Source organism: Pontibacter pamirensis (assembly GCF_010015475.1).
Taxonomy (GTDB): domain Bacteria; phylum Bacteroidota; class Bacteroidia; order Cytophagales; family Hymenobacteraceae; genus Pontibacter; species Pontibacter pamirensis.
The window spans coordinates 59,776-78,613 of sequence record NZ_SSNI01000008.1; the positions used below are offsets into that span (position 1 = coordinate 59,776).

15 protein-coding genes are annotated in these 18,838 nt (G+C 47.3%); 9 read left to right on the forward strand and 6 right to left on the reverse strand.

The genetic code is table 11. The features are described from left to right. The first annotated feature begins 51 nt into the window (after positions 1-51). The 8 genes from E1919_RS09045 to E1919_RS09080 all read left to right on the forward strand — a co-directional run bounded on the left by E1919_RS09045 (position 52) and on the right by E1919_RS09080 (position 7,330). On the forward strand, positions 52-828 hold the full coding sequence (locus tag E1919_RS09045) for a tetratricopeptide repeat protein (RefSeq protein ID WP_162053038.1): 777 nt from the start codon (positions 52-54) through the stop codon (positions 826-828). Between the two features lie 165 nt (positions 829-993). Next, complete coding sequence (locus E1919_RS09050) at positions 994-2,067, forward strand: tetratricopeptide repeat protein (RefSeq protein ID WP_162053039.1); 1,074 nt, start codon at positions 994-996, stop codon at positions 2,065-2,067. Between the two features lie 10 nt (positions 2,068-2,077). Then, entirely contained in the window at positions 2,078-4,015 is a 1,938-nt protein-coding gene (gene thrS / locus E1919_RS09055) for a threonine--tRNA ligase (RefSeq protein ID WP_162053040.1), read from the forward strand. Between the two features lie 119 nt (positions 4,016-4,134). Continuing rightward, positions 4,135-4,659 (forward strand): translation initiation factor IF-3, encoded by a 525-nt coding sequence (gene infC, locus E1919_RS09060; RefSeq protein ID WP_162053041.1) that lies wholly within the window; start codon positions 4,135-4,137, stop codon positions 4,657-4,659. A 23-nt stretch (positions 4,660-4,682) separates the two neighbouring features. Next, on the forward strand, positions 4,683-4,877 hold the full coding sequence (gene rpmI, locus E1919_RS09065; RefSeq protein ID WP_162053042.1) for a 50S ribosomal protein L35: 195 nt from the start codon (positions 4,683-4,685) through the stop codon (positions 4,875-4,877). Between the two features lie 84 nt (positions 4,878-4,961). Then, the gene (rplT, locus tag E1919_RS09070; protein ID WP_162053043.1) at positions 4,962-5,306 is read left to right on the forward strand and encodes a 50S ribosomal protein L20; all 345 of its coding nucleotides are present in this window, start codon (positions 4,962-4,964) and stop codon (positions 5,304-5,306) included. A gap of 184 nt (positions 5,307-5,490) precedes the next feature. After that, positions 5,491-5,946 carry a bifunctional polynucleotide phosphatase/kinase family protein gene (locus E1919_RS09075; RefSeq protein ID WP_162053044.1) on the forward strand — a complete coding sequence of 152 codons (456 nt, stop codon included), beginning with the start codon at positions 5,491-5,493 and terminating at the stop codon, positions 5,944-5,946. Between the two features lie 115 nt (positions 5,947-6,061). Beyond that, positions 6,062-7,330 (forward strand): pyridoxal phosphate-dependent aminotransferase, encoded by a 1,269-nt coding sequence (locus tag E1919_RS09080; RefSeq protein WP_162053045.1) that lies wholly within the window; start codon positions 6,062-6,064, stop codon positions 7,328-7,330. A gap of 122 nt (positions 7,331-7,452) precedes the next feature. Here E1919_RS09080 and E1919_RS09085 read toward each other — a convergent pair whose 3' ends face one another. From E1919_RS09085 to E1919_RS09100, 4 genes are all read right to left on the reverse strand, one after another. Continuing rightward, the gene (locus tag E1919_RS09085) at positions 7,453-9,282 is read right to left on the reverse strand and encodes a M2 family metallopeptidase (protein ID WP_162053046.1); all 1,830 of its coding nucleotides are present in this window, start codon (positions 9,280-9,282) and stop codon (positions 7,453-7,455) included. Positions 9,283-9,438: 156 nt separating this feature from the next. Next, on the reverse strand, positions 9,439-10,773 hold the full coding sequence (gene rmuC, locus E1919_RS09090; RefSeq protein ID WP_162053047.1) for a DNA recombination protein RmuC: 1,335 nt from the start codon (positions 10,771-10,773) through the stop codon (positions 9,439-9,441). A gap of 249 nt (positions 10,774-11,022) precedes the next feature. Continuing rightward, positions 11,023-12,015 carry a zinc dependent phospholipase C family protein gene (locus E1919_RS09095; RefSeq protein ID WP_162053048.1) on the reverse strand — a complete coding sequence of 331 codons (993 nt, stop codon included), beginning with the start codon at positions 12,013-12,015 and terminating at the stop codon, positions 11,023-11,025. Between the two features lie 90 nt (positions 12,016-12,105). Further along, entirely contained in the window at positions 12,106-13,485 is a 1,380-nt protein-coding gene (locus tag E1919_RS09100; protein ID WP_162053049.1) for a DEAD/DEAH box helicase, read from the reverse strand. Between the two features lie 253 nt (positions 13,486-13,738). Here E1919_RS09100 and E1919_RS09105 point away from each other — a divergent pair, with 253 nt between their 5' ends. After that, the gene (locus E1919_RS09105; protein ID WP_162053050.1) at positions 13,739-14,842 is read left to right on the forward strand and encodes an AI-2E family transporter; all 1,104 of its coding nucleotides are present in this window, start codon (positions 13,739-13,741) and stop codon (positions 14,840-14,842) included. A 5-nt stretch (positions 14,843-14,847) separates the two neighbouring features. Here E1919_RS09105 and E1919_RS09110 read toward each other — a convergent pair whose 3' ends face one another. Both E1919_RS09110 and E1919_RS09115 read right to left on the reverse strand, forming a co-directional pair. Beyond that, positions 14,848-15,633, reverse strand: a complete 786-nt coding sequence (locus E1919_RS09110; protein WP_162053051.1) for a hypothetical protein — start codon at positions 15,631-15,633, stop codon at positions 14,848-14,850. Between the two features lie 191 nt (positions 15,634-15,824). Further along, positions 15,825-18,617 carry an outer membrane beta-barrel protein gene (locus E1919_RS09115; protein ID WP_162053052.1) on the reverse strand — a complete coding sequence of 931 codons (2,793 nt, stop codon included), beginning with the start codon at positions 18,615-18,617 and terminating at the stop codon, positions 15,825-15,827. Between the last annotated feature and the right edge of the window lie 221 nt (positions 18,618-18,838).

Below are 18,838 nucleotides of genomic sequence, written 5' to 3' on the forward strand. Positions count from 1 at the left end.
CTCTTGCTAAAGTCTTCCGCAATACGTAGATTGTAGGGTGTATAAGTATATATGAGAAGACTTTTTAAAATATTTCTGTTAGCAAGCATACTCTGTGCAGGAGCGCCTGCTGCTATGGCAGGCGCCCCCTTCTCAGGAAATGAGCAACTGCTGCAACAGGCAAAGCAGCTCCTGAACAGCTACAAAGACAGCGAAGCGCTGCTTTTGTATGAGCAGGTGCTTGCCGCCGCACCGGATAACTACGAAGCGCTCTGTAAAGCCAGCCTGCTGCATTGCCGTATCGGCGAACGCTATAGCAGCGACGAGACTTCCAAGATGCAGCATTTCTCTAAGGCGAAGAAGTATGCGCAGAAAGCTTATGAATTAGATCCTGTTGATGCTGAGTCTAACTTTGTCATGGCGCTCTCAATAGGTGCTGAAGCGATGGCTTCCGGGGCTAAAGAACGTTTAGTAGGCATTAACGAGGTGAAGACATTTCTGGATGCTGCCCTGGCTTCCAACAGACAGCATGCAGAAGCCTGGCATATTATGGGGCGTTGGTATTTTAAGATGGCGAACCTCAACCTTGTAGAAAAGGTAGCATCTAAAATGCTCTTTGGAGGAGTATGTGATGAGGCTACAAATACGCATGCCGCAGAAGCGCTTGAAAATGCTATTGCTAATGACCCGAATAATATCCGGTATTACTACGACCTTGCCTGCATTTATAATGAAATGAAGGATACAGCAGCCAGAAATAAAACTTTGGAGAAAGCCGTCTCGCTCACCTATGAGACGAAGGAAGAACTTGAGTTAAGCAGGCGCTGTAAGATTATGCTTCAAGAGTAATAATACCTAAGCATTTAATTTGCTTATAAAGCCTGCTTCCGAACGGTGGCAGGCTTTTAGTTTTTAGTGCTGCCACCTGAAGGTTATTTCAAATTGGTTAAAATGTCTTAATTTAGCGCTTACGTGTTACGGTACCTCTTTTTAAATTTCCTTTTTAAGCGGATAATGGTTTGTTTCCCGCGTTTGCTTTTACTGTTGCCTTTCTTTTTTGCCTCCTGCAGCCTCGAAGAGGATAATAGGGAGCAGATGGTGAATCTGCAGCAAGTTAAGGACGACCCTGAGGCGCAACTGGTAAACCTGAACGCGGCCATTGAACAGACGGGCAGCGACGGTAGCCTGTATGCCCGCAGAGCGGTTGTATTGCTGCGTAAAGGAGAACTGGAGCAGGCTTTGGATGATGCGAACAAAGCGGTAAAGCTGTCCCGGAATGAGCCCTCCAGCCTTTTTGTAAAAGCGCAGGTACTACGCACCATGGGTAATACAGAGGAGGCGCTGCCGCTGGCTTTACAGGCTGAGCGGAACTCGTATCAGAGTTCCTCGCTGTACGTGCTTCTGGGTGATTTATACCTCCGGCGCAACGATTATCAGCAGGCACAGGCGTACCTGAACAAAGCGCAGGAGCTTTCGCCTAACGATGAATTTGCTTTCTATTATGAAGGGCGGATCCAGGAAGCAACAGGCGATTCTGCTAGAGCCATGCAAAGTTACCTGCATGCGCTGGAACAGGCGCCAGCCTTTGTGGAGGCACAGCGTGAGCTATCGGGCTTGCTTGTTGCGGAAGGAGATTTTAATGCAGCAAAACCATATCTGGCGAATGCCTTGGATGCGGCACCTGCAGATGGGCTTTTATGGTACTACAAAGGGCTTGTATTTAAAGCAGAGCAGAAACCGGATAGTGCGTTGCAGGCCTTTAAACGGGCAGTAAGTTTAGATGATACCATACAGGGCGCACATTACTGGTTGGGGATACAGCAGCATGGTCTAGGTAATAATGAGGCTGCTATTTCCCATTTGCAAAAAGCTGCTGCCAGCTATCAGGGAGAGCTTAAATACATGACTACCTTGGCCAGTGCTTATGAGCGCACGGGGCAGAATAGATTGTCCCTGGCCACTTACCAGCGCTTGGTGGAGGCAGAGCCAACGTATACGTACGCGTACCAGGCCATTAGCCGCATCAAAAGTAAATTAATGAAACCCATACCTGACAGCACAGCAGTGCGGCAGGTACAGATAGAATAATAGATAAGACATGATTGACATCACACTGCCAGATGGCTCCGTACGCCAGTATGAACAAGGCGTAACAAGCTTTGAAGTGGCACAGAGCATCAGCGAAGGGCTGGCGCGTAACGTGCTTGCTGCTAAAGTAAACGACACTGTTTGGGACCTGTCGCGCCCCATAAACGAAAATGCAAGGGTACAGCTGCTCACCTGGAATGATGACCTGGGGAAGAACGCTTTCTGGCACTCGTCGGCTCACTTGCTGGCAGAGGCACTAGAAGAACTATATCCGGGCGTGAAGTTTGGAATAGGGCCTCCGGTTGAGAACGGCTTTTATTACGATGTGGACCTGGGCGAGCGTACTTTCTCGCAGGAAGACTTTGCTAAGGTAGAGCAGAAGATGCTGGAGCTGGCCCGCAACAAAAACGAGTTTAAGAGGCGTGAAGTGTCCAAAGCGGAAGCCATAGAATATTTTACTCAGAAAGGAGATGAATATAAGCTTGATTTGATAAAGGACCTGGCGGATGGTACTATCTCTTTCTATGAGCAGGGGAAGTTTGTAGATCTTTGCCGTGGGCCGCACATTCCAAATACAAGCCATATCAAAGCAGCCAAAATTATGAATGTAGCCGGTGCTTATTGGCGCGGTGATGAGAAGAACAAGCAGCTGACTCGTATATACGGTGTTACTTTCCCTAAACAGAAAGAGCTGACAGAGCACCTGCAGCGCCTCGAAGAAGCCAAGAAGCGTGACCACCGTAAGCTGGGCAAAGAGCTGGAGCTGTTCGCCTTCTCTGAGAAAGTAGGGATGGGCTTGCCACTCTGGTTGCCAAAAGGCACACTCTTACGCGAGCGCTTAGAGCAGTTTATGCGGAAGGCACAGATGCGTGCCGGCTATCAGCCGGTGGTAACGCCGCATATTGGCAGCAAAGAGCTTTACGTTACTTCCGGTCACTATGAGAAGTATGGAGCCGATTCGTTCCAGCCAATAAAGACGCCGAATGAAGGGGAGGAGTTCTTTCTGAAGCCGATGAACTGCCCGCACCACTGTGAGATATACAAGACTCGCCCGCGCTCATATAAAGAACTGCCCGTACGCCTGGCAGAGTTCGGTACTGTATACCGCTACGAGCAGAGCGGTGAGTTGCACGGCTTAACAAGGGTGAGAGGCTTTACACAGGATGATGCACACATCTTCTGCCGTCCGGACCAGGTGAAGGAAGAGTTTATCAAAGTGATTGACCTGGTACTGTATGTGTTCCAGGCACTCGGCTTCGAAGACTATACTGCACAAATCTCCTTGCGTGACCCGGAAAACAAGAAAAAATACATCGGTGGCGACGAAGCTTGGGAAAAAGCAGAGACCGCTATTATTGAGGCTGCAGAGGAGAAAGGCCTGCGCACTGTAACCGAACTGGGGGAGGCTGCGTTCTATGGACCGAAGCTCGACTTTATGGTGAAGGATGCCCTAGGCCGTAAATGGCAGCTTGGAACCATCCAGGTTGATTATCAGTTACCAGAACGCTTCCAGTTGGAATACATTGGCGCTGATAACCAAAGACATCGCCCGGTTATGATTCACCGTGCGCCTTTCGGTTCATTGGAGCGTTTCGTGGCCGTGCTGATTGAGCACTGCGGCGGTAATTTCCCGCTGTGGCTGAGCCCGGACCAGTTCGCCATCTTGCCAATTTCTGAAAAATACCAGGATTTTGCGCAGGAAGTATATGAGCGCCTGCAGCAGCATGACATCAGGGGCTTTGTAGACAACCGTGATGAAAAGATTGGCCGTAAAATACGCGATGCAGAAGTGCAGAAGGTACCTTACATGCTGATTGTGGGAGAGAAAGAGCAGGAGAACGGAGCCGTATCTGTGCGCAAGCACGGAGAGGGAGACTTAGGCGCTATGTCTGTGGAGGAGTATATCAGCTTCTTCCAGGGTAAAGTTGCAGAAGTATTGAATAAATAAGGAAAGTAATTTTCTTTTTGATATAAAAAGTGCGATATTCGCACCTTGATTGTAAAAACTAATTTAAAGGAGGTAATACTATAGCTACTCAAAACAGGCGCTACATCCCACGAGGTAAAGTGGAGGAGCCTTACAAAGTCAATGAAAAAATAACTGCCAGAGAAGTACGGGTAGTTGGAGACAATGTAGAGCAAGGTGTGTTCTCGACCAGAGATGCGCAGCGAATGGCCAACGAGCAGAATCTTGACCTGGTTGAGATTTCGCCAACAGCCAGTCCTCCCGTATGCCGCATCATCGACTACTCTAAATTCAAGTACGAGCAGAAGAAGAAAACGCGCGAGATGAAGGCCAAGGCTCAGAAGGTTGTCATCAAAGAAATTCGTTTCGGTCCAAACACGGATGATCACGATTTCGAGTTCAAACTGAAGCACGCGAAAGGCTTTCTGGAAAGCGGTTTCAAAGTGAAATCTTATGTTCACTTTGTGGGTAGGTCCATTGTGTTCAAGGAAAGAGGAGAAATCCTGCTTCTTAAGTTCGCTCAAGCGTTGGAGGAAGTGGCCAAAGTAGAGCAACTGCCGAAGCTGGAAGGAAAGCGAATGTTTCTTATTCTCTCTCCTAAAGTTGCTCCTGTCACTAAGAAGTAATTTTTTTAATCAATTATATAATCATGCCAAAAGTAAAAACAAAATCTGGTGCAAAGAAGCGTTTTACTTTGACAGGTACTGGCAAAATTAAGCGTAAGCACGCTTTCAAGAGCCACATCCTGACGAAGAAGACGACAAAGCAGAAGCGTAACCTTACTCATACCGGCCTTGTTAGCTCCGCTGATACGGACAGAGTAAAACTTATGCTTAACATTTAATTATTTAAGGTTACCTATTAGTACGAACCCAGTGCCTGGTCTTTTTAAAGATTTTATAATCACCAGTCGCTAAAACTCAAAAACATGCCTAGATCGGTCAATGTCGTAGCAGCACGACACAGAAGAAAAAAAATAATGAAAATGGCCAAAGGTTACTTTGGCCGTCGCAAGAACGTATGGACTGTAGCGAAAAACGCAGTTGAAAAAGGTTTAACCTATGCGTACCGCGACAGAAAAGCAAAGAAGAGAGACTTCAGAGCACTGTGGATCCAGCGTATCAACGCCGGTGCACGTGAGCACGGTTTGTCTTACTCTGTGTTGATGGGTGCCCTGAAAAAGGCTAACATCGACCTTAACCGCAAGGTACTTGCTGACTTAGCAATGAACCACCCGGAGGCTTTCAAATCAATCGTTGAGAAAGTAAAGTAAATTTACTTGAACATATAGAACAACAGGGCTTGGCTAACGCTAAGCCCTTTTTGTTTTACCGGCTTCTGTAAAAATTTACCGTTCCTATACATTCAGAAGATGCTATAGCAACAGTTAAATTTTTATAACAGGATTCCCTTCTCCCATTCGTATCCTCTTAGCCAAAGATCAGTACATACCTAACATGCAAGCTATCATCTTTTGCGGAATACAGGCTAGCGGTAAGTCTACGTATTATAAAGAACACTTTTTTAACACCCATCTGCGCATTAGTATGGATTTGCTGCGCGCACGTAACCTGGAGCGTCTTTTTCTGGAGGCATGCCTACGCTCTCAGATGCGTTTTGTGGAACACAACACAAACCCTACTGTAGCAGAAAGGCAATTGTATATCGAAACCACAAAGGCAACTCAGTACGAAGTTATTGGCTATTACTTCCATTCCACCACCAAAGATGCTGTAGCCCGCAACAGTCAGCGCAATGGCCGCTTTTTAATACCTGAAAAAGGTATCTACGGCACACCTAAGAAGCTTCAAAAGCCCTCTCTGGCAGAAGGTTTTGATTTGCTCTATTATGTCGCGCTACAACCTGATAGCACCTATACTGTTGAATTGATAAAGGCAGCGGCAAACAGTTGATTCCTGCTTTTACAAGTCACTATTGTTGCGTCAGTTTTGCACTGTTTTCAAATTGATTGGCTGCAGGATGTAAATTTTAACGGCAGCCATGTTATATTAGGCAAATTTTAAGAGTATGATACAACGAAGCGACAGGTTGCACAATGTTTCTTACGAACTGCGGGGGCCGGTATATGAGAAGGCTAAAGAGCTTGAGTTACAGGGGCATAAAGTTACCAACCTGAATATTGGCAACCCGGCGCCATTTGGATTTAATGCGCCGCAGGCGGTGTTGCAGCAGATAGTGGAGAACCTGAGCCTGGCACAGGGCTACTCAGACCATAAAGGACTTTTAAGTGCAAGGGAGGCTGTTAAAGCATATTATGAAAAGGCGGGAGTAGAGCACATTCATGTAGATGACATTTTCTTAGGGAATGGCTTGAGCGAGCTGATTATGCAGTCGGTGCAGGCACTGGTGAATAATGGAGACGAAATGTTGATCCCTTCGCCGGATTATCCGCTTTGGACTGCTGCCGTTAATTTCTCGGGCGGTAAAGCAGTGCATTACATGTGTGATGAGGCGTCGGATTGGTATCCTGACGTAGCCGACATCAAAAGCAAGATAACGCCTAAAACGCGTGCCATTGTTATCATCAACCCAAATAATCCTACGGGTGCTGTATACTCTAAGGAGATCTTGATGGAGATAGTGGCGCTGGCGGAGGAGCACGAATTAATTATCTTCTCGGATGAGATATATGATAAAATTCTGTATGATGGCGTAGAGCATGTTCCTACTGCCACTCTTTCTGATTCAGCGGTTTGCATCACCATGAGCGGCCTCTCTAAGAATTACCTTGCGGCCGGTTTCCGGGCCGGTTGGATGCTTATCAGTGGAGCCAAATCAAAGGCGGCAGATTACATTGATGGGCTTAATACCCTGGCCAGCCTGCGGGTGTGTAGTAATGTGCCTGCCCAATATGCTATACAAGTGGCGCTTGAAGGTACGCCATCGGTGCAGGATTTGGTGTTGCCAACAGGCAGGTTGGGGAAACAGCGGAATGTGTGTTATGAGAAGCTTATAGCCATACCCGGAATTACCTGTGTTAAGCCGATGGGAGCCTTTTACATGTTCCCGAAGATAGACGCCAAGAGGTTTGATGTACACAACGACCAGCAGCTTGTGCTGGACTTGCTGGCGGCACAACATGTTTTTGTCGTGCAGGGGAGTGGCTTTAACTGGCACAAGCCCGACCATTTCAGGATTGTTTATCTTCCGGAGGTAGCTGTGCTTGACAAGACAATAGATAAACTCTCCCTTTTCTTTTCTACTTATAAGCAGGCACCTAAATCCCCCTCTGAAAAAGAGCCTGTGCTCACGCTATCGGTGCAGTTATCGGATTAAGCAGATTAGAATATTATCTAAAAGAAAGAAGCCTCCCCACGGATTTTAATTATCCAGCGGTGAGGCTTCTTTCTTTTAGAAGTTGCTGAACCCATTCATAATTCAGCATTCATAACTCTTCATTAGATAGTATATTTCCTGCCTTTGTTCTGCTCTTTCAGGTAGTCCATTAACGGCTGGAAATAGTCTACCATGGCACGGGCACTAAACTCTTCACCTGTTTTTTCCTTTAACATCTGGCGCCAGTCTGCTGATGCACCCGGATACATAATGTCACGCAAGAAGTTCCCTACTTCTTTCTTGCCATAGTAATTAGTGGCGTGCGGGTCCTGGTTCAGGATATTCTTCGCGATGTGGTCGTGCAGTTGGAAGAGGATAACGTAGCTTAAGGCATAGTCATAGTATTGTGCTGCGTCATCATTTATATGCGTTTTAGTAGCTGGGTCCAGGTACTGCTCTCCACGCTCAGTCGGCGGTACAATTCCCTGATACTTCTTAGCCAGTTCCCACCACCGCTCGTTTAGCTGGTCAGCCGGCAGGTTTTTAGCATAAAAATCATGCTCCCACTCGCTCATAACACCGGCAGAGAAAGGAATGAACGTCACGTAACTTAATGCTTCCTTCAATAGTGCCTGCACCTCATCTGTCTGCGCATCTTTCTCAATTAGATTCAACTCTGCCAGGAAGGGCTTCTGCATAGCCGCCAGCCCCATTACGCTACCGATGGCTTCATGGTAGGCCCGGTTGGCACCACCACGCAGCAGCACCGGCACGTCAGGGTTGGTATAGGTCATGTAGTAGTAAATGTGGCCCAACTCGTGGTGCGTTGTCTCATACCACTCCGAGTTTGGCTCCACACTCATTAGGCTACGCACGTCCTTGTCCAGGTCCATGTGCCAGGCAGAAGCATGGTTGTTCTTTTTATAGTTGACTCCCTCCGGCAGCGGGTACAGGCTAGACTTGGTGTAGAAGGTTTCAGGCATAGCAGGGAAGCCCAAGCTAGTATAGAAACGCTCTCCCTGCTGCACCAGCCATTCGGCCCCCTTTGGCTTCAGGGCTGCATCCAGGTCAAGGCCCTCTACGTTCACCATCGCACTCCAGTCCTGGCCCCAACGGTTAGGCAGCCAGTGAGCGGGCAGGTACTCCGGTACTTCTTTCACCCCATATTTTTTCGCCAGTTCATAACGGGCGTAGGTGTGGAGTTCTCGGTAGAGTGGGCGCAGTTCTTCGTTTACCTGCTGCATCAGGTCCATCATCTCTTCGCGTGTCATGCCATAGTCCGAAGCCTGGTAAGAAAAGTAATCGTCGTAACCCAGGCTCTGCACGGTCTGGTTGCGCAACTGGCGCAGGTTCAGTAGGCCTTCTCTCAGGCCCGGCCCAACTTCTTTGCTTGCCTCCCATGCCGCCTGTCGCAGCTTCACATCATTCTCGTTCCGAAGCATGTTATCGATGTCGTTCGTGCTGACATCCTTTTCGTATATCCTGTAGTTGAAGCCGTACAGTTTCTCCGTCTGCTCTGTTTCTGCCTTGATGCGGGCTTTTACCACGTCCGGAATTATCTGTGGGTTATTGGCGCCGGTATAAAGCACGGCCTCCAGCTGTTTTACCTGTAGCGGCGTTAGTTGGTCTTTCTGATCCAGCAAGGCCTGGGCTTTCTGTAAGTTTTCAGCACTTCCCGTGAATGCGGCAAAAGCTTCGTTGGCACGGCGCGTGGCCGCCGCATTGGTTGTGTCTCCTTCCACAATCCTGGTGTTTGAAGCCCACTCCGCCTCTACCGATTGGGTATAGAGGTCCTGGTATGTTTGGGAGTATTGGTTTAAGAAGGCCTGTGCATCCTGCTGCACAGCAGTTGCTTCTGCAGTTGATTCTGTACCAGCTGTTTCAGTTTTCTGACTGGAGCAGGACGAGAAGAGAATAGCGGCAGTGAGGCCGGTGAAAATGATTTTTTTCATGAAATGTATTTATCGTTAGTAGAGCTAAATATAAATTTCTTGCACAGGTAGTGCAAAAATCATGCAGCAGCTATTGTGTCTGCCTTTGATGGGTGTTTAGGCTAAATCAAAACAGTCGTAGTAGTGCTGAACAGAGTATAAATACTTCTCCCATATCTATTCAGCTTCATTTGGTAATTCTTTCACCTGGGCTTCCTGCAGCAGGTGGTCATCAATCGTCTTGCTTGTTTTAGCGCCTAATTCACGAAGAATTTCCACACGCCGTACCAAATTGCCCTTGCCTTCTATGAGCTTATTCATGGCAGCATTGTAGGAGCTCTGGCTATTGTCCAGGTGCTTGCCAATGGTCTTGAGATCGTCTACAAAGCCCACGAATTTATCATAGAGCTTGCCACTTTCCTCCGCAATTCTGAGAACATTGCGCTTCTGGTCTTCCTGGCGCCATACGCCTGCTACTGTGCGCAGCGTTGCCAGTAGGGTAGAGGTAGTCACCAGCACAATGTTCCGGTCGAAGGCGTCGGTAAATAAATCGTGGTCGTGCTGAAGCGCCAGACTGAAAGCGGGTTCCAGCGGGATGTACATCATCACAAAATCCGGGGAGTTGATGCCGCTGAGGCGGTGGTAGTTCTTGCGGCCTAGGTCGGTGAAGTGCGTTCGCACCGAGTTAATGTGGCTGCGCAGGTATACTTCCTGCTGGTTTTCGTCTTCACAGCTGCAATAAGCTTCGTACGCCACCAGCGACATCTTGGAGTCGATGATGAGGTGCTTGCTATCCGGAAGCCGCACAATCACGTCTGGGCGGTACACTTTGCTGTCGTCGTTCTGGCGTACTTCCTCGCGCTCATAATGCACGCCTTTGCGCAGACCAGACTTCTCCAGCAGGCTCTCCAGCAGGTATTCCCCCCAATTTCCCTGTGTTTTGTTTTCGCCTTTAAGGGCACGGGTCAGGTTAATTGCGTCCTGGCTCATTTGCTGGTTCAGAGAGGCAAGCTGTGTTATCTGTTCCTTTAGTGATATGCTGTCTTTCAGTGTTTTCTCATACGTCTGGTCAACCTTTGCTTCAAAGTCTTTGATGCGCTCTTTCAGTGGCATCAGGATGCGCTCCAGGTTTTCTGAAGAGGATTTGTTGAAGTGCTCGGCATTGGTCATTAGCACCTGATTGGAGATGCTTTGGAACTGCTGCAGGAATTTTTCACGCAGTTGCTCCAACTCCCGGCCCTGTTCCTGAAGGCGGGATTTCAGGTGTTCGTAGTCTGTCTCTGTTTTAGTAAGGGCATTGGTTAGATCCAGTGTCTCCGTCTGAGCTTCACGCAGCAGCACTTTCAACTGCGCCAGTTCTTCTGCCTGTTGCTTTGCCTGCGCCTCCAGCACGCCCTGCGTTACAGCCGCCTGGTTGGCAGCTTGCTGCAGTGCCTGCTGTTTCCCCTTCAGCGCCATATAGGCTACCACCAGTCCTCCTAAAAACGCAGCTATTCCAATGAGTATCTCCATAGCGTAAAGGTAAGCGATTTTAGTATTCGCTGCTACAGATTTGCTAATGTTGTTAGTTTAGGTAGGTCGTGAGGCATGTTGAGAAATAACAGCAGGCTGAAAAAGTAGAAAGCGGAAGACTGTTGAATAATGAGAGCCAAGGGCAGGTATCAGCTGCGCTTTTTTAAGTTCAGCTAAATTATCGAACAAAAAAAGCGGCTATACCTACTTGTGTAAGTATAGCCGCTTTTACCTTAAAAAGTGAAGGTGTTACTTCTCTTCTGCTTTCTTCGCTGCGATGATGAGTTCTTTCTGGAATAGCTCTCCTCTCTTGAAGGCTTTCTTCTCCTGCTTCAGTTGTTTCTTCTCAGCCTTAGTGAGTTGCTGGTACATGAGCTTGTCCATGTCGGGCTTGCCACCATCAACCCAGGCTGTGTACCAGAAGTTGGCTACCTCTTGTGCAGCGGCACTCATCTGTTGTTCTACCATACTTCCTAATCTTTCCTGGTAGGCCTTTGCAAAGTCATCAGAGTAGTACTGGCGCATTTTGCCGTAGCGCTCCACCGTTTCGAATTTGGTTTCGTTAGTGAAATTTTTGCTCACCTCACGCTCATACTCCAGCGTGTTAGGAATCAGCGAGTATGTATTGCGCACCACTTTCCAGATCTGCTTTTCAGCGTCCGGCAGGTATTGGGCCTGCTTAGCATCCAGCTTATAGGATTGGGCAAACATCTCCGGCAGCTTGGACTCCCAAAGACTGTGCATGCCTTTCTGCGCTGTCAGCTGGCCATCGTAGTTAACGGTTGTGTGCAAGGGCACATGGGCATCCGCGATGTAATGCCCCAAGTCAGCAGAGTAGTACAGGATGCTGTCAACATTTTGCTGCTTGAATGCATTGGTCAGTCGTTCCTGCATCACTACTACGTGCCACGGCACAATGCCATATTTCAGCAGGGTATCAGTGGAGTATTGCTTGGCTGCGGCCTCCCAAGCCTCAGGCATGGTATTCACTGCTTCTTCCCCATATACATCAATATCTATAAAATGCCGTGGTGCCTCTGTTGGATCGTTATTCCGGCGCTCGTCAGGACGGATGGATTTAGCTACCATGTAATTTTGATGCTTATAATAAAATCCCTGTAGCTGCTTTGGCAGGTTATAAATAGCCAGCTGGTGCACGATTTTATGGCCAAAAAAGCCCCACCCGTAGGAGAGGACACTACAAACCAGAAAGGTTATAGCAAGGAGTGAAATCTTTTTCATTTGAATTGGTTGTGTAAATCAGGTGCAAAAATAATGCATCCGCTTTGAAAAGAGTGCAAAAGCCGTGCAAAACAATTGTTAAGCTATAGGCTATTTCACAAGGCCGACTTTGAATTTGCGGCCTTTTATTTTGCCGCTGTTCAAACTTTCGATGACTGGTTTAACAGCGCTGGCAGGAACAGCTACAAAACTCTGCCGGTCCTGTACTTCAATTTTGCCAATCTGGTCAGCTTTCATTCCTGCTTCGGCTATCAGGGCGCCGACAATGTCTTTCGGGCTGATTTTGTCTTTGCGGCCGCCATTGATGTAGATGGTAGCAAAAGCTGCTGCATTAGCTGCCGATGGTTTTGCAGAAGATTTTACCAAAGCATTCACAGGGAGCCACTCGTCCACCTGCTGCAGGTTCCATTCCCGCAGCTTTTGCTCATCCCGCGAAGTGATGACGGTGTAAACAGTGCCGTCTTTTCCTGCCCTGCCTGTGCGCCCGCTCCGGTGCAAGTAAGCGGCTGCGTCATCAGGAAGCTCTACGTGGATGATGTTTTGCAGTACATCAATGTCCAGTCCCCGGGCTGCCAAATCAGTGGCTACCAGAATCCGGGTGCTGCCGTTACGGAACAAGGTCATAGCCTTATCGCGGTCTGGCTGTTCCATTCCGCCATGCAGTGCCCTGGCCGAAAGCCCCTGCGCCTGCAACTTTGCAGTGAGTTCATCGGCTGTGGCACGCGTGTTCACAAAAACAACGGTGCCACCTGCCTCCATACTGTGTAAGAGTTTGGATACAACCTCCTGCCGTTGGTCATGCTCCACTTTGATGCCGATGAGCTTTACCTGGTCAGGAATGGTGGTGGCAGTGGCTTGGATAAACTGTGGGTTGCGTAGCGAATTGGCGATTAGAGCTTTTACACCTTCCGGCATGGTAGCCGAAAAAAGTATTGTTTGGCGCCTGCCAGGCAGGGAGCCGATTACCTGATCTATCTCTTCCTCAAAGCCCATCTCCAGCAACTTATCACCCTCATCTAGAACGACTTGTTTTGTATAATTTAAATCTAAAGTTCTGCGGTTGAGGTGATCTGTGAGGCGGCCGGGCGTGCCAATCAATACTTGCGGCGGATGGGCAAGCGAAGCACGTTCTTGCGAGAAAGCATGACCACCGTAAAAGGCGCTTATCTTGAGGTTTTCAATGTTTTTGCCCAGTTGCTTGAGTTCCAGGCGCACCTGCACGGCCAGTTCACGGGTGGGCACAATAACCAGCGCCTGCACCTGCTGCAGGTTTGTGTCGATGTTGTGGAGTATAGGCAATCCGAAAGCTGCTGTCTTACCGCTGCCTGTCTCGGCCTGTCCCGCCACATCCTGCCCCTGCAAAAGCGCAGGAATAGCGCTTTCCTGAATAGGAGTAGGTGCTGTAAAATTCAGGTCCTGGAGGCTTTGCAGCAACTCCGGTTTAAGCGCTAAATCTTTGAAAGAGGCCATAAGTATTGTTTATGAGCGCAAAGGTACGCATTTAAGCGGCGTATTTATGGATAAGAAGTTTCACAGCATCCATTCTTCATCAGCAGACTGAACAGCAGATTGTAGATTTTTTGAATTTCATGCTACATTTCTTTTCAACAAACTTTATGGATCTTACCCTTTGTAGCACTGTGGATCCCTTTCTTTTATACGATTCTAAAACTCTTCAAAAAATATATATAACAAAAACACTACTAAAAGCAGTAGAATGGATATGGAAAATAAGCGAAGCCGACTGCAGCAATTCACCATAATCTTGTTATTTGGCCTTCTGCTGGTCTATGTGCTGGTGGAGGCCCGGGATTTCCTTTACCCGGTATTTATCGCTGTGCTGTTTGCGTACCTGCTGTACCCTGTGGTAAAGAAGTTAGAGGACTGGGGAGTTCCTCGCATTCTGGCTAATTTTATCACGATTATTACAGCCGTGGCTGTTTTTGTAGGTCTGGTGTTCCTGCTCTACAAGCAGTTGACTACATTTCTAAGCGATTTTCCTGCGCTGCAGCAGAATGCCATGCAAAATGTGGACAGGCTGCAGGAAGCCATCGATGAAAAATTTGGTTCAAGTGATCCCGATGATGAACAGTGGCTCCGGACGCAGGTAAACAATGCCTTGGAGGTAAGTGGAGGCTTTGTTGCTGATTTGCTGATGACGATGACGGACACCCTTACAAAGGTTGGATTGATGCCAGTTTACATTTTCCTGATGCTGTATTACCGTAATAAGTTTGAGAATGTCATTTACCGACAGCTGTCATCTTATAAGCACACGAAGGCAAAACGCCTTATAGATGAAGTTTCTAACGTGACGAAGAATTACATGCGCGGGATCGTTATTGTAATTCTTATTCTGTGCGTCATCAATACGTCGGGGCTGCTACTGATAGGGGTAGAGTATGCCATTATGTTGGGTATTATGTCCGCTCTCATGAACTTTATACCCTATTTCGGTACACTGATAGGAGGGGCTATTCCTTTAACCTATACGCTGCTGGTGCAAGGTTCCCCTCAGAAAGCACTTTGGGTGTTGCTGTTTTTCCTGCTGGTTCAATTCACAGAAAACAACATTCTTACACCCAACATCACAGGTAGTCAGGTAAACATCAATCCGATGGTTACTATCCTGAGTATTGTGTTAGGAGCCATGATCTGGGGCCTGCCCGGTATGTTTGTTGTCGTTCCGTTTTTGGGGATGTTTAAAGTATACTGCGATTACCAGGATGATATGAGAGCCTGGTCTTATATGTTGGGTACAGAAGGAACAGAAGAACATGCCCTTACTATCGATAAGATAAAGAAATGGTTTAAATCAAAATTTTAGGATAACTATACTCCGGAAGAACCTGAAGGAGTAACTGCCGCATGAACTGGTGTGGAAGCGGTAGCGCTTCCACTGCCAAGTAATATTTTGCGCAGCGAAAACAGGTGCAGTGTGTAAGCCATCGGAACGAGCACTGCTGGTAAAAACACGATAGGAAACTGTGCAACAAGTGTATTTGCAGGCTCGTTCATGAACACCCGGAATGGAGATGGGGTAGACAGGATAGCGGTGGCCACAATGTTGAGCAGCAAAGCCAGGCCGAATATATTCCAGGCAAAGGCAAGGCCTTTCAGGTTACGGCCCCGGCCGTAGCAGAGCCAGGCAACAACAGGTGCTGTCAGTCCCGTGAGCACATCCCAGTTTCGTCCCTCAAACGTCATTTGAACTGGTGTGAGCCCCGCAATGAACTGTAGCCACAGGAAGATTTCTACCGGCACCCGGAATACCTGCAGCATGATGAGCCAGTAGGCTGGTACATGAGCCAGAAACTGCCGGAACGAAGAACTGAATGTGAGCCAGACAATAGAGATGAGGGGAGGTATAATGATGAGCAGCAGGCGGGGAGGAGTAACGGAAAAATCACTAAGTATACCTTGCAGCGCCAGTGCACTGGAATACACCAGCCAGGCAAAAAGCACGGCAGCTATCAGCATGGTGCGTCTGGTCGCTCTTTCCGCCCCCCAGTCCATACGCAGGAGCGTTTCTCTTGATCCATAAACAATCAGGCCAAGGCATAAAGTAGTAAGCACTAAAAAGCCTGCCTGCGCGATAGTGAAATAAATGGATTCCATAGCTTTTTATGGTTAGCTCAACTGTTTATCTGTAATTTCATTACCATAGCTAATATATAGAAAATCAAGATGATTAACAATGTTAAAATACTTGATAATCAGCACACTGAACCTTAAAAGGAAGGCAAAAAAAAAGCAAATGCCCGGTATAACAGCCGGGCATTTGCTTTTGATGAAATGAAGTATAATTATTAGTTACGTGGTCGGCCACCGCCCCATTCACGGTTTCGCTCACCGCCGCCATCTACACCCTCAGGTAATTTGCCGCTATAGTTGCGGATATTGTAAGTAAATGTCAGCATGAAGTAGCGTTGCAATACGTTTGTCTGCACATCCTCTATATAATCGGAACGCACATTACGCTGCACGCTCACATTTTGGTTCAGGAGGTCGTTTACGCTTAAGCTAACTTCGCCTTTCTGATTCTTGAATACCTTTTTGCTGATGCTCATGTTCCAGAGCAGAAAATTTGGATCAAGACCGGCAGATAATCCGGAGTTATACTGGTGGTTCAATTCTGTACGGTAAACCATCCCCTTCCAGAATATCCAGTTATAGCGCAGTTGTGTTGACTGGTTGAAGTAGTTATTGTCCTGGTTCGCTAGCTGTGTGTTTTCAATAATGTTGTAGCTGGATCTGGTTGAGATATTAAAGTCTATTTTCTCACTGATGTTGCTGCTAAGAGAAATGCCTAACCGCATTTCGGTATCGTTGGCATAGTTCAGCTGATCGTTATTCAAGCCAGGTATTCTGGAATAGCCTAAGCCGCCGTTTACGTTGAAATTCGCATTTACAAAGCTTACCGGTTGGCCATAGTTGAAAAATGAACGGACATTGTAGTAGCCGTCTAAGTTAACAGGCCGGGTTAAACGGGCACCCTGTCCTAAGGAAAAGTCATCGCTTAATCTAACCTCATCCCGTAAAGTAAAGGTGCTGTTAGCAATGTAGTTCTGCGTCATCGAACTCATCAAAAATACAAAGAAGACTTTATTTGTTTCCGGGTCAAAGTTTCTGTAGCGCATCATCAGCCTGTTCTCAAACGACTGGTCCAGGTTTGGATTACCAATGCGGGCCCGTACCGAGTTGGAGGGGTCATATACATCCTGCAGCTGCTCTACGGATGGGGCATCTGTATCTGCACGATAATCAAGGAAGAGTGTTCTGGTTTTAGAGAATTTATACTCCAGTTGAGCCGATGGCAATATGCTATGAAAAGTACGCGCAAAGTTCAGCACCCTTGGGAACTGCTGGTCATTTTGCAGCTGCGCATGCTGGTACTCCACTTCCACCTGCAACCTCATTTGCTCTGTATTGTACTGATAGCCCAGTTCTGCTTCCTGCGTCAGGTACTGGCTTTTAAACGTACTGGTGAAGATAGTATCCAATTCGCTGTATCTGCCTGTCTGCTCTTCAAAGCTGTAGGTTCTTCTGTCAGAGTCATTGTCCCTGTTTCCGATTTCATACTCCAACTGTACCCGGCTGTTTTCACCGATAGGCTCTGTGTATGAAACGTTACCTTCCCAGGAGAAGCCTCTTCTGTCAGTGTCCGAGTATTGTCTCAGATCAATGTTCCTGCTTTCACCATCAAAGTAAGTCGTGTTAGATATTCTGTAATAGTCTCCGTTGTTGGAACTGTAGTCTGTTCTGAGTCTTGTAGAGAAAACGCGCCCAGGCTTTGTAAAGTTGTGGCTGTAGAAGATGTTATTGTTTAGACTTATACTCGCGTTATCTGAATTGGAAATGTCCTGCGTTTCATTTAGCAGGCCTTCATCCCAGTTTGTTGTACCAAAGAGGCTGGAATTGGATCTGTTCTGCTGAACCGTTATGTTAGGTGTAATCAGCAACCTGTTTCTTTCATTTATTTTGTAGTCGAGGCGCATGTTAAACCGATGTGAATTTTCTACATTGATGTTGCTACTGTTTTCGGTGTAAGTCTGACCAGGGAATATGGGCTGTGTAAAATCTTGGAAGATGTAGCTTCTCTCATCAAACTCTCTGTTCATAAAAGAGTAGTTGCCGCTTACCTCCATTTTGTCACTCCACATGTCGCTATAGTTCACACCAATCATGTTCGTGGAAATAATGCCATTTGGCGTTCGGTTACCCCAGCCGCCTCTTCGCCCACGCATGCCACCCCCGGGCGTTTCACCAACAGAGAAATCGAGCATGTTAATGTTGTTAGAAAGCCCAGTTACAGTAAAGCGTCTTTCTTCGTTAAAGAAGTTAACAGCGGCTCCCACCATATACCTTTCATCGGTGCCATAACCAGCTGACACTTTACCAAACTGGCCTTTTCTCTTGTCTGGCTTTGTGACAATGTTCAGCGTTTTTTCGCGGTTGCCATCGTCAAAGCCACTCATCTCTGAAGCATCACTTCTTCTGTCAAAAATCTGCACGCTTTCAATCACTTCTGCCGGAAGATTACGCAGGGCAGCGTCTGCATCTTGCCCGAAGTAGCGTTTTCCGTCTACAAAAACCTGCTTTACATCCTCTCCCTGTGCCTGTACCTTGCCATCCTGTATGGTTACGCCAGGCATTTTAGTGACAAGGTCCTCGGCGCTGGCATCGGGAGCAGTTTTGAAGGCCCCTGCGTTATACTGTGACGTATCTCCCTTTTGGTCTCCCATCGGAACCCGACCCACAACCTGTACCTCTTTTATAGCCGTAGCTTCTTCCTGCAAGGAAAGTGTACCTAAATCAACTGATTTTCCCTGTTGCTGCACGGTGCGTGTGAAGTTTTGAAAGCCCAGGTAGTTTATTCTGAGTGTATATTCCCCCGCCGGGACACGCTCTAACCGAAATTTACCCTCCGAGTCTGTAATAGTGGTAGTAGGAGTATTTGAACTGCCCTGGAGAATGACGGTGGCGCCTGGCAATGCTGTGGCGTCAGATGCACTTTTAACTGTTCCAAATACGGCGGCACTCTGTGCATACGCATTTACAACAGCGCTAATCAAAAGGAGGGTAAGTAGTAATTTTTTCATGCAGACTGGTGTTTATCTGTTTGTTTAGTTTTAGACATACCGTTTTTATAAAAGTTTAATTTGGTTCCAAAATATTATAGAAAATTTTAGGTTTAAACTCTTAATTAGAGGTTTTGTTTTTGTAATAGTTTGATTATCATGTTATAGTATGATGTGGGTTAGGTGTGGTGGGGGAAGATACTTTTAAGAGCGAGAATATATTAAATCATGCTCTTTTCATT

Bases quoted from the DNA above. Each gene is read 5' to 3' on its own strand.
- E1919_RS09080 (WP_162053045.1), top strand. From the start codon at position 6,062: ATGATACAACGAAGCGACAGGTTGCACAATGTTTCTTACGAACTGCGG.
- thrS (WP_162053040.1), top strand. From the start codon at position 2,078: ATGATTGACATCACACTGCCAGATGGCTCCGTACGCCAGTATGAACAA.
- E1919_RS09110 (WP_162053051.1), bottom strand. From the start codon at position 15,633: ATGGAATCCATTTATTTCACTATCGCGCAGGCAGGCTTTTTAGTGCTT.
- E1919_RS09075 (WP_162053044.1), top strand. From the start codon at position 5,491: ATGCAAGCTATCATCTTTTGCGGAATACAGGCTAGCGGTAAGTCTACG.
- E1919_RS09105 (WP_162053050.1), top strand. From the start codon at position 13,739: ATGGAAAATAAGCGAAGCCGACTGCAGCAATTCACCATAATCTTGTTA.
- E1919_RS09050 (WP_162053039.1), top strand. From the start codon at position 994: ATGGTTTGTTTCCCGCGTTTGCTTTTACTGTTGCCTTTCTTTTTTGCC.
- E1919_RS09085 (WP_162053046.1), bottom strand. From the start codon at position 9,282: ATGAAAAAAATCATTTTCACCGGCCTCACTGCCGCTATTCTCTTCTCG.
- rplT (WP_162053043.1), top strand. From the start codon at position 4,962: ATGCCTAGATCGGTCAATGTCGTAGCAGCACGACACAGAAGAAAAAAA.
- E1919_RS09100 (WP_162053049.1), bottom strand. From the start codon at position 13,485: ATGGCCTCTTTCAAAGATTTAGCGCTTAAACCGGAGTTGCTGCAAAGC.
- rmuC (WP_162053047.1), bottom strand. From the start codon at position 10,773: ATGGAGATACTCATTGGAATAGCTGCGTTTTTAGGAGGACTGGTGGTA.
- E1919_RS09115 (WP_162053052.1), bottom strand. From the start codon at position 18,617: ATGAAAAAATTACTACTTACCCTCCTTTTGATTAGCGCTGTTGTAAAT.
- E1919_RS09045 (WP_162053038.1), top strand. From the start codon at position 52: ATGAGAAGACTTTTTAAAATATTTCTGTTAGCAAGCATACTCTGTGCA.
- rpmI (WP_162053042.1), top strand. From the start codon at position 4,683: ATGCCAAAAGTAAAAACAAAATCTGGTGCAAAGAAGCGTTTTACTTTG.
- E1919_RS09095 (WP_162053048.1), bottom strand. From the start codon at position 12,015: ATGAAAAAGATTTCACTCCTTGCTATAACCTTTCTGGTTTGTAGTGTC.